Source organism: Thermoproteota archaeon (assembly GCA_030130125.1).
Taxonomy (GTDB): Archaea; Korarchaeota; Korarchaeia; order Korarchaeales; family Korarchaeaceae; genus Korarchaeum.
Genome location: JARZZM010000051.1, coordinates 22,923 through 32,914, shown reverse-complemented (window position 1 = coordinate 32,914; position 9,992 = coordinate 22,923). Strand labels below are relative to the sequence as shown.

The 9,992-nt window shown below is 52.1% G+C and carries 11 protein-coding genes; all 11 read left to right on the top strand.

What is annotated here, in order from left to right; translation table 11 throughout:
- On the top strand, positions 1-1,423 hold a 1,423-nt coding region (locus QI197_07580), incomplete at its 5' end, for a DNA polymerase II large subunit (GenBank protein ID MDK2373219.1).
- 14 nt (positions 1,424-1,437) lie between these two features.
- The gene (locus QI197_07575) at positions 1,438-1,758 is read left to right on the top strand and encodes a hypothetical protein (GenBank protein MDK2373218.1); all 321 of its coding nucleotides are present in this window, start codon (positions 1,438-1,440) and stop codon (positions 1,756-1,758) included.
- Positions 1,748-2,500: a hypothetical protein gene (locus QI197_07570; GenBank protein ID MDK2373217.1), complete on the top strand. Its 753-nt coding sequence runs from the start codon at positions 1,748-1,750 to the stop codon at positions 2,498-2,500. The genes QI197_07575 and QI197_07570 overlap by 11 nt, the downstream gene beginning before the upstream one ends.
- A gap of 4 nt (positions 2,501-2,504) precedes the next feature.
- Positions 2,505-3,434 (top strand): hypothetical protein, encoded by a 930-nt coding sequence (locus QI197_07565; protein ID MDK2373216.1) that lies wholly within the window; start codon positions 2,505-2,507, stop codon positions 3,432-3,434.
- Entirely contained in the window at positions 3,431-4,585 is a 1,155-nt protein-coding gene (locus QI197_07560) for a DNA primase small subunit domain-containing protein (protein MDK2373215.1), read from the top strand. The genes QI197_07565 and QI197_07560 overlap by 4 nt, the downstream gene beginning before the upstream one ends.
- A 29-nt stretch (positions 4,586-4,614) precedes the next feature.
- Positions 4,615-5,115, top strand: coding sequence for a hypothetical protein (locus QI197_07555; GenBank protein MDK2373214.1), 501 nt, complete (start codon positions 4,615-4,617; stop codon positions 5,113-5,115).
- Positions 5,112-5,390, top strand: coding sequence for a 50S ribosomal protein L44e (locus tag QI197_07550; protein MDK2373213.1), 279 nt, complete (start codon positions 5,112-5,114; stop codon positions 5,388-5,390). Before QI197_07555 ends, QI197_07550 begins: the two co-directional genes overlap by 4 nt.
- Before the next feature lie 11 nt (positions 5,391-5,401).
- A complete protein-coding gene (locus QI197_07545) occupies positions 5,402-5,608 on the top strand; it encodes a 30S ribosomal protein S27e (GenBank protein MDK2373212.1) in 207 nt (68 codons plus the stop codon).
- On the top strand, positions 5,605-6,414 hold the full coding sequence (locus QI197_07540) for a S1 RNA-binding domain-containing protein (GenBank protein MDK2373211.1): 810 nt from the start codon (positions 5,605-5,607) through the stop codon (positions 6,412-6,414). The genes QI197_07545 and QI197_07540 overlap by 4 nt, the downstream gene beginning before the upstream one ends.
- A 111-nt stretch (positions 6,415-6,525) precedes the next feature.
- Positions 6,526-6,639, top strand: a complete 114-nt coding sequence (locus tag QI197_07535) for a nucleolar RNA-binding Nop10p family protein (GenBank protein ID MDK2373210.1) — start codon at positions 6,526-6,528, stop codon at positions 6,637-6,639.
- A 539-nt stretch (positions 6,640-7,178) separates the two neighbouring features.
- Positions 7,179-9,920 (top strand): S-layer protein, encoded by a 2,742-nt coding sequence (locus QI197_07530; protein ID MDK2373209.1) that lies wholly within the window; start codon positions 7,179-7,181, stop codon positions 9,918-9,920.
- The last annotated feature ends 72 nt before the right edge of the window (positions 9,921-9,992 follow it).

Here is a 9,992-nt window from a genome sequence, read left to right as displayed (position 1 = left end):
GGATAGAGCCCTCTCCAACCTGAGAGAGCCCGCAGAACTCCTAAAAAAGGTTAAAGGTGTTAAGGGGCTGACTAGCGGATCCAAATCACCCGAGCTGATAGAGAAGGGCATTTTGAGGGGTAAGTACGACCTCTACGTATTCAAGGACGGAACGATAAGATTCGACGCGGTTAACGCAGCGCTTACCCACTTCAAGCCCAAGGAAGCGGGGGTCCCCATCTCGAAGCTGAGGGAGCTGGGCTACACCCACGACATCCGCGGGGATGAATTGGTGAGCGAGGATCAGATCTTGGTGCTGAAGGTGCAGGACGTGATAATACCTAGGGAGGCTGCGAAGTACCTGTTCAGGGTCTCCAAATACGTGGACGAGCTCTTGGAGAGGGTGTATGGCTTGGAATCCTTCTACAACTTGGAGAGCGAGGAGGATTTGGTGGGGCACCTGGTCCTGACGATCTCACCCCACACGTTCGTGGCTAATGTCGCCCGGATAATTGGATTCACCGACGCGGATGTTCTCTATGCCCACCCCTTCCTCCACGCCGCCAAGAGGAGAAACATCGACGGGGATGAGGACTCCATAATGCTCGCCCTAGACGGGCTCATCAACTTCTCCCAAGACTTCCTGCCCTCCACTCCGGGAGGAAGGGAAGATGCTCCCCTCTTGATGGTGACTAGGGTGGATCCGGAGTACATAGACGACGAGGTGTACAACATGGAGGTGGCGACCTCCCTGCCCTCAGCATTTTACGAGGCCACCTACAGGTACGAGGATCCAGGCAAGCTGAAGGACTTGGTGCCGACGGTGGAGACCGAGCTCGCGAGGGGCGTCAAGTACCCAGAAATTGGGTACTCCGTACCCACCTCTCACGTTTATGGTGGACCACTCCAGACGATGTATAGGAAGCTGAACAAGATGGAGGATAAGATGAGGGCTCATTTCTCCCTAGAAGAGAGGATAAAGGCTGTGGATAAGATGGACGCCCTCTCGAGAGCCATCTCCTCCCACTTCATAAGGGACATAGTGGGCAACCTGAGGAAGTTCGGCCAGCAGACGTTCAGGTGCACCAAGTGCAATGCCAAGTACAGGAGGCCGCCGCTCTCGGGCAAATGCCTCGTGTGCGGTGGGCCCGTGCAGCTCACCGTGCACAAGGGAACGGTGCTGAAGTACTTGGAGCCCACACTATCACTCATGCGCGAGTACGGAATTGAAGGGTACCTGTCCCAGAGGATAAAGGTGCTGGAGGCCGAGGCTAGGTCCCTCTTCAGGGAGGAAGAGGACACAGGCTCTTTCAACACACTTGAATCCGTTCTGGGTGAGAAGACCCCTGATACTGAGCTGGAGCATTCAAGGAACAGAAAAGGGAAGAGGAAAGAGGGGAACAAGGATAGGCCCATCGCTAGGAAACTCGTGGATTTCCTGTAGGGAGGATGCTCCACTTGAAGTGGGTCAGGATAAGGGAGGTTAGGGAAGGCGAGGTGGCCATAATAGGTGTGGTCATAAACGTGATAGAGAATTACCTGATCTTGGATGATGGTACATCCCGAGCTAGGGTGTATTACGATAGGGCCTCCGACTTCAAGCCCAAGGACATAGTGCTGGTGGTGGGTTCAGTGATCACGTCCTCGGAGGATTTCAAAGAGCTGCAGGGATACGCAATTGCCGACATATCAGGAATAGATATAAGTTTGCTCAGGGACGTGGATGAGGTAAGGCGAGAAGTGGAGAGAAAATTGAAAGGTGGTAGGGATGGTGAATAGAGTGGTCTTCGAGGAGGCCAGTACCCTCAAGGCCATAGTTGACGCGGTTGAATCCCTAGTGGGCGAGGCCTCCATTAAGCTGGATCCGGAGGAGGGCATGGGCCTTCAGGCCTTGGATCCCTCGAAAACCGCCATGATCCAGCTGATACTTCCTAGAACATATTTCATAGACTTTGAGGTGGATCAGTCCAACTTCTACGGGATAAACTTCACCGACCTCTCCAAGATACTTAAGAGGGTGAAGGCCAAGGAGAGGGTGGAGCTGGAGTTCACCGAGTCCCTGATGAAGGTTACCGCTACCGATGGATACAGGAAGACCTTCGAGCTGCCCCTGCTGGCTGGGACTCCATTCGAGTTCAAGACGATAAAGGTGGACTACAAAGCCAAGGCGAGGTTAGACAGCGACGTGATACCAAATGCCATAAAGGACCTGAAGATAATAGGATCCGACGTTGAGATCTACATAGACGGCGAGAAGGTAGAATTCAGGGCCGAGAGCGACAAGGGAAAGGCTACAATATCCATCTCTAAGGAGGATAGGGCCCTGATAGATGTGTGGGCTGAGGAACCCTCTAAGAGCGTTTACAACATGGCCTACTTGGAGAAGATGACGAAACCAGCGAAGATCTCCGAGGAGGCTGATTTGGAATTGAAGACGCAGGCCCCTCTCAAACTCACATACCCCCTCGGAGGCATAGAGGGGGCAGGCATAACCTACTACTTAGCCCACCTACAGGTATGATCAGATGAGGGAAGGGGAGATCCTTCTCATCGCCCCTTTTTCAAGGGAGGCTGCAGCCCTTCTAGAAGAGCAGGGTTTGACGCTGGATGACTTGGCCTTCGACCCCTTGCTGGAGAACGCCAGGAGGCTCGCTAGAGAGAGGCTGATCAGGGCCATCGAGGGAAGGATCCTCTACCCAGACATGACAAATCCAGTGAACGAGGTATACGCCTTCGTCGCGGCTAAGCTAATAGCCTCCAGAGTAGGGAGATCGATGCTCAGCAGATTGGCCAACTACGAGGCCAAGAGGTTCATGGAACTGTCTGAACGCTTATCCACGGAGAAACTGATAGACTTGGCTAGGGGGACGTTCGGTTTCGAGTTCAGGCTTAGTGATGGACTCTGGGTCGATGTGATCAGCTACTCTAACGGCTGTGCAGGTATAGGCGGGCCGAAGTGGAGGCTCGTCAATCGTGTGGTGAGGAAGGGGTATGTCCTCGTAAATGAGAGAGATTTGAGGAGGCTGATCTCTGAGTATGTGAAGTTGAGGATAATGGAAACCCCTAGAATAGAGCTGCCCGATCCGCTGGAGGAGATAGCTAGGGAGATCTCAGATATGTTCGCCAAGAGGATGAAGAAGAGGTTCAAGAGACCTAGGAAAGGAGACTTCCCGCCCTGCATAAGGGAGCTCATATCCAAACTCAGGAGGGGAGAGAACCTGACTCACCAAGCCAGGTTCGCCCTGACGGCCTTCTTACTCAATGTGGGCTGGTCAGAGGAACAGGTGCTGGACCTGTTCAGGAGTGTGCCGGACTTCAACGAGAGGATAGCCTCCTCCCAAATCTCCCACATAGCCAAGAGGAAGTATAAACCCCCTAGCTGCGAGACTATGAAGAACTGGGGTCTGTGTCCCAGTGACTGCGGAAGGAGATACATGCTGGAGGGTTTTGATTGAGGGAACTCGAGAAACTCTTCGCTAGGTATTACAGGAGCATGGCTAGCACCATATACGTTTCGGATGTACCTCTCAGGGAGTTCATGTTTAGGGACTTCGAGGGGAAGGTCAGGAGGCACATATCCTTTAGGGATCTCTCGGAGCTCAGGAAGTACCTAATTGACAACCCGCCTATGCACGCCTACTACTCTGTCTCCCTTTACAGGAACCCGACGGCTCCAATGGCCGAGAAGGAGCCCATAAGGGCAGAACTCCTCTTTGATATAGACTCCACGGACTTCAAGGACGAGGAGTGCGAGAGGGAATCCATATGGAGGTGCAAGAATTGCGGCCTCAGTGGAAAGGGTATTCCGCCAGGTAAGTGTCCGAAATGCGGGTCCAAGAGGATGGAGGTCAACCACTGGCTCAACGAGAGATGTATATCTCTCACTAAGAAGGAAGTGGGGAAGCTCATAGAGGTGCTGTCTGAGGACCTCGGCGCCTCCTTGGACGAGATAGCGGTCTCATACACAGGAAACAGGGGTTTCCACGTCAGGGTCTCGGAGGGAAAACTGACCACTCTATCCAAGGAGGGAAGGAGGGAAGTCGCCTTCTACGCGATGGGTAGGGGCTTCGATCCAACCTTCCTCTTCATGGTAGAGAGGGGGCTCGTGCGACTGGACCTGAGGAGCAGTATCGCTAGGAGGGCCCTAGAACACCTGTTGAGTGCTCACGTGAAACTAGCTCCTTCCATAAGGGAGAAAGTACTCCTCCTCTCCAAGGGTATGGGGATCAAACTCGGCTCTAGGGAGAGGAAGCGACTCCTCAACCTTCTAAAGGAGTCGGCTCAGAGTTCCGGTGCGAGAATCGACTGGATGGTCACCATGGACACGGGGAGGCTGACTAGGATACCAAACAGCGTCCACGGTAAGACCGGATTCAGGGCTTTACGACTCTCCTTAGATGAGTATGAGGTCTTCAATCCGTTCAAAGACGCAGTTGGCCTGCCCTCAGAGCCGGAGATCAAAGTCCGAGTGAAGATGCCCGTCCCCGCATTCAGATTGAAAGATGAGGCTTTCGGGCCATATTCGCCGGGTGAGGAGGTTCAGCTGCCCGGTTTCGCGGCGGCATTCGTTATCTTGAGGGGGAGGGCGGAGCCACTCAATCATTAATTATGGTCGCGTACCCATCCTACCGGTAGATGGCAAAATACAAGGATGTGATAAGGGAGGTTCTCATCTCGCTGGCTGAGGGCCGAGTTGATGATTCCTTAATCGACCGGCTCAGGTCGGCCGAAGAGGAGTTATTGACGAACCTACCGGAGGGATTGGAGGGTAGGATATACCTCAAGGCTGCCGAGGTGATCAGAGATCTGCGAATAGAGATGGAAAACGCGCTGTCCATCTCTAAAACATTCAAGAGAGCTCTCTATGGAGGAATAATCTCAGAAGAGATCAAAAGATCTGTTCATGGAGCCGAAAAAGTCGAGGCCGAGGAGGAAACCGAGGAGGGAAGGGTTTTCGCCCCCCTGAGTGATGAGGTCGAGAGGGTATTAGTAACGTTTAAAACTCCCGTGGCCAGATTCGTTGGTGTAGACATGAAGGTCTACGGACCGTTCTCCGAGGGTGACATCGCATTCATTCCCTCGGAGAATGCGTCGGCCTTGAAAAAGAAGGGAGTTGTTGAGGTGGTCGAGGAATGAAGGTTCCTGCAGAGATCAACACGTACTGCCCCAGATGCGGCAAGCATACCAAGCACAAGGTCTCCCTGTACAAGCAGGGCAAGGCACGGACGATGTCGTGGGGTCAGAGACAGCTTGAGAGAAAGAGGAGGGGTTACGGAGGAGAGCCCAGAGGCAAGCTGAGGAGGAAGGCTAAAACTACCAAGAAAGTGCTTCTCATACTCACATGCGAGGAGTGCGGCAGGAAGGTGATGAGGAACCTAGGGAGGCTAGCTAGGGTGGAGATAAAGAGGTAGAGGTGGTGTTCATGGGTAGGATGGAACTGATACCCCTCCCCAAGAGTTACTTCGTCAGGGTTAGGTGCCCTAAGTGCGGTAACGAGCAGATAATCTTCTCCCACGCCTCCAGAGAGGTCACGTGCCACGTGTGCGACGAGGTACTGGCCAGACCTAGGGGCGGCAAGGCCGAGATCCTAGCGACGGTCATTGAATATCTGGGTAGAGTGAGAGAGTGAGCTACAAGGCCTTTCCGAGGAGGAACGAACTTGTTGTCGGCACAGTAAAGAGAGTCGAGGACCATGGGGTCATAGTCGAACTGGATGAATATGAGGGGCTCGAAGCATACATCCCCCGAAGTCATGTGGCCTCGGGGAGGATAAAAGATATCAGGGATTTCGTCAAGGAAGGAGATAAAATAGTAGGCAGAGTTATAAGAGCGAATAGAAAGTTAGGTCAAGTAGATCTCTCTCTTAGATACGTCAGTGAGGAGCAGAAGAAGAGAAAATTAGAAGAATGGAAAGAAAGGGTGAGAGTAATCTCTCTCCTGAAGATAGCTGCTCAGAGAGCGGGATTCCAAGATCCTGAAGCCGTTGCCAAGGAATCTTGGGGAAAATTAGCTGATTACTACAAGAACCCTATGGAGGCTTTAGAGGATGTTCTATACGAGGGACTAGACCCATTACTTAAAGCTGGCTTAAATCAAAAACTCTCGGAGAAACTGGAAGAGATAGTAAAGGTTCAGATTAGGCCACCGATATACGTAAAGAACATTGTGGTCAGGCTCGTCTCATTTGCTTACGATGGAGTCGAGAGAATACGTAAGTCATTAATGAGAGGGTTATCTACGCCTAAAACTGAGGGGGTTGAAGTCGATATATACACGGCTGGGGCTCCTAGATATGTGATTTCAGTCAAATCCCAAGATCCCAAGCTCGTTAGGAGGATGTCTACTCTCATCCTGAAATCGATCTCTAAGGATCTTGGAGATACGGAAATATTTGAGGTGGTGGAGGAGAAGGAGTACAGAAGGAGGTTATCCTGAGCGGTCCCTATCGCTATGTTCTCACTAAATTTATTCTCATCTAAAAAATTTATTGAGTTAGAAAGGGTTAAGATCTTAGTAAGTCAGTGTGGGGGATAATCCATGCCAAGGATGAAGAGGTGCCCTCGTTGCTGGAGATACACTTTCAAAAGCAGATGCCCCCTCTGCGGTACAGAGACTGCTGATCCTCACCCAAAAATTCCAAAATTTTTACATATCTTATAAGGATACTAACTTCCGAGTCAAGCAAGTAATTTCACGAATTCGCAAATCCTTAGAAGATATCTACCTCTACTAAGGATTTGGACCCTAGAAATTATAGCAGCATTACGCCTAAGCTCACACTTTTAAGTAGTTATAGGTAGTAATATGTCTAGAGGGAACTCCGAAAACTTTAAGGAGTCTAAAAAGGGGTACGCCTAAAATTACCTCCTTGAAGGGCTTTGAGAGAGACCTTGGGTATGATTTATAACTGATCATCAGAGAAGCTACCTTTACATGACAGTCATACATTCAAAGGATGGTTATCAGAGCAACTTGGGAGCAAACAAAATAAGAAGTCCATAAGTAGGTAGTGCTGAAGATCTAAGTTTAATGGAGTTTGAACTGTATACACCCCGTTCGCTGCGCAGATCAGGCCTAAGAAGCCTTATGAATGTTGTGCAACGTTTTGCAACAGTCCTGATGACAATAATTTTATAAGCCTCCCTCCACCGACCCTCAGCCCCCTTGCCACGGGTAAGTGGCAATGGGGAGGTGTTACTATGAAGGCTATGAAGAATATGTACATAATAGCGGCCTTAGTAGTGCTGCTGGGAGCTAGTCTTCTCCCTGCTATGGCCTACCCGATCCACATGTTCCCGCAACCCTTCGTGCAGGATGGCACAATAGACTATGACTTCGATGGTACCCCAGACATAGCCATAATATTGGGCAGCAAGGCCGCTCCCGAGGATGTCCTTGGTGCCACTCTCTTAGCTGCCAAGATAGCCTCCCACCTGTACTATACCAATGCCATGTGGGTGGACGCTAAGCACGCCGCCGCCAATGGTATAACACTCTATCATGGTAGCTTCACTGCTGAGGTGTACGGACACAGATACCAGGCTTTAGATCTTGTTGGCGACTGGAAGGACTCCGATACCTTCTGGGGATTCCTATGGAGTTGGAATTGGGATGGAGAGCCGGGCTTTGATCAGATATACCCGCTACACGACGGATACGTGTTCGTGCCCTCTAGCGTGAAGAGCGTTGATAACCCCACTCAGATAACCTACTCCATAGGCCTCGAGGTAGACCCTGATGATCTGAAGGAGTGGGTGGTCTTCGCTCCTGACTACTTCCCGCCCGCCTACACTGACAATGAGAGATCCTCGTATGCTACTCCGCTCAGCTTCGACTGCCCCGGTAGCTTCACGTTTGACTATGATGCTTGGGACACCACCAAGGATTACGACCCAGTCGACGGACCCATAACCTACAGCTGGTCCCACGGCGGTTTCTACTTCATACACCCGCTTAACCCGATAGATGTTAAGAAAGGAACCGAGATAACCCTGCCTTGGATGGGCTACAAGCTCGTGGCTGAGACTGTCGAGGTTAAGGAGCCTGACACCTATAGTGTTGGCTTCGTGGTCTACAAGATAGGGACCGATACGCCTGTGGACTACTTCCACATAGAGAGTGCTGGTGGTGTACCTGAAGATAACGACCCCACCACCTTCGAGAAGTTCCTCTACAGCATGATACACAGGGACATCTATATACTCGCTGACATAGATGGAGATGACGTGATCTCTGACGATGAGAGGCTGGTACCCTACTTCGGAATAACCGTCAGGGATGTTGACGAGGTTCTCGAGACCGTGACCATGGACTTCTACTCGCTAGTGCTCGCTCCCAACATCTATCCTGGCCACGGTGAGACTACTGGCACTGGAGATAGGGCCTTCGACTGGGACAACACCGTATGGTTCTTCGACAGCACCTACGGATGGCCTCACCCTGCTGGCTCCGACTACGCCAATGCTGCTGACTCCGATGTGGGAAGCGCTAATGTGGATGTGATAATCGAGCTGTCAAACTATCCAGATCCCACCGGTCCTAGGGTGTTCGCTGGAGGTAACATGCTCCTCTCATACGCCACAGGTAGCGACGTAGCTAATGCTGCCAGTCACTTCTATGAGGCTAAGGGCTACATAGTTGATGAGCAGACCGTCTTCGGCCCATGGCTTGAGGGTCTCGCTGAGGACGAGGCCTTCTTGGGCATAAGTGGCTACTACACCGACAGCGACAAGGAGGATGTTGTCTGGTACATGGTGGTGAAGTCCGGTACGCTGGGAGCTACGCTCTTCACACAGAACGAGACCGGCTGGTATGAACCTCTCAACGAGGACGGACACCTCGTGGTCGGTGGTAAGGACTACTGGTTCACCAGCGTGGTGAGCAAGCAGCTCGTTGCTGGACAGGAGTGCCCCGCGCTGCCACCTGGAATAGCTGGCGAATACTGCGGACCCGCTTGTGGACCGACTTGGGGTCTCTACGAGTTCACACAGAAGGATGAAGTGATGAAAGAGCTCGAGTGTGAGTCCTTCGCCGAGCCCGACGAGCTTGTGAGCGAGTACGCTCCCGAGATCGAGGGATGCGGCAAGTACCTTGGCTTCGACACCTACGCTGATTATAATACCGAGGATGTGACCCTCGCAGTCTATCACTGGCAGCTCAACTGGCTCTATCCGATAAACGCCACTGGAGTGTTCGCTGGTATCTACGACAGAGTGGAGGACAGGGATGGTGACGGCATATTCACTGGCGCTACTGAGCTCGTACCGGTGTCCACGCCCGAGGGCGGCACCGTATTCGAGGATGTAACGCCAGATGAGTACAAGGACCTGTACTTCAACTTCGCCAACCCGGAGGAGGTCTTCAGCTTCATAAGGGCCCCGATAGCATACATGGACGACTGGGTCTTCGACGGTGAGACTCTAAGCGAGGACGTAGTGGACAAGAACCTCATACTCGTCGGTGGTCCTCTGGTCAATACGCTCGTGGACTATCTGAACGACACCGGTAACCTATACATACTGTACAAGACCGACGGCAAGACCACGTGGCTGTACAACCCACAGGGTGCTCCTGGTGAGAGGGACATTAACTTGACCTACGCCATCAAGCTGATAGACCCGACCATAGATACCACCTATGTGTACAAGATCGAAGGTGGTAACGGCCTCGGCGTGATCCAGTATGCCAAGACCAACCCGTGGAATGAGGACAAGGCTATACTGGTCGTTGCTGGTACCGACAGGTTCGGTACGCTCGCAGCTAGCATAGCGTTGGCCGACCCGACCAAACTGGCTAACACCACAATACAGACCTACTACAACGCTGGTGTCGGCGACAACGCTCCTGCCGTCATAGTCATCGGTATAAGGCCGACCACTGTGCCTACTAAGGTCACTGTGCAGCCTGTGCTGGTAGTCCCGGTCGGGCTGCCCAGCAGCTGAACCCTCCCCTTTCTTTTATTTTCTGTTCTGTCTCGTTATGTCTGTGTCCTGATTCCCTCCACTCCTAGGATC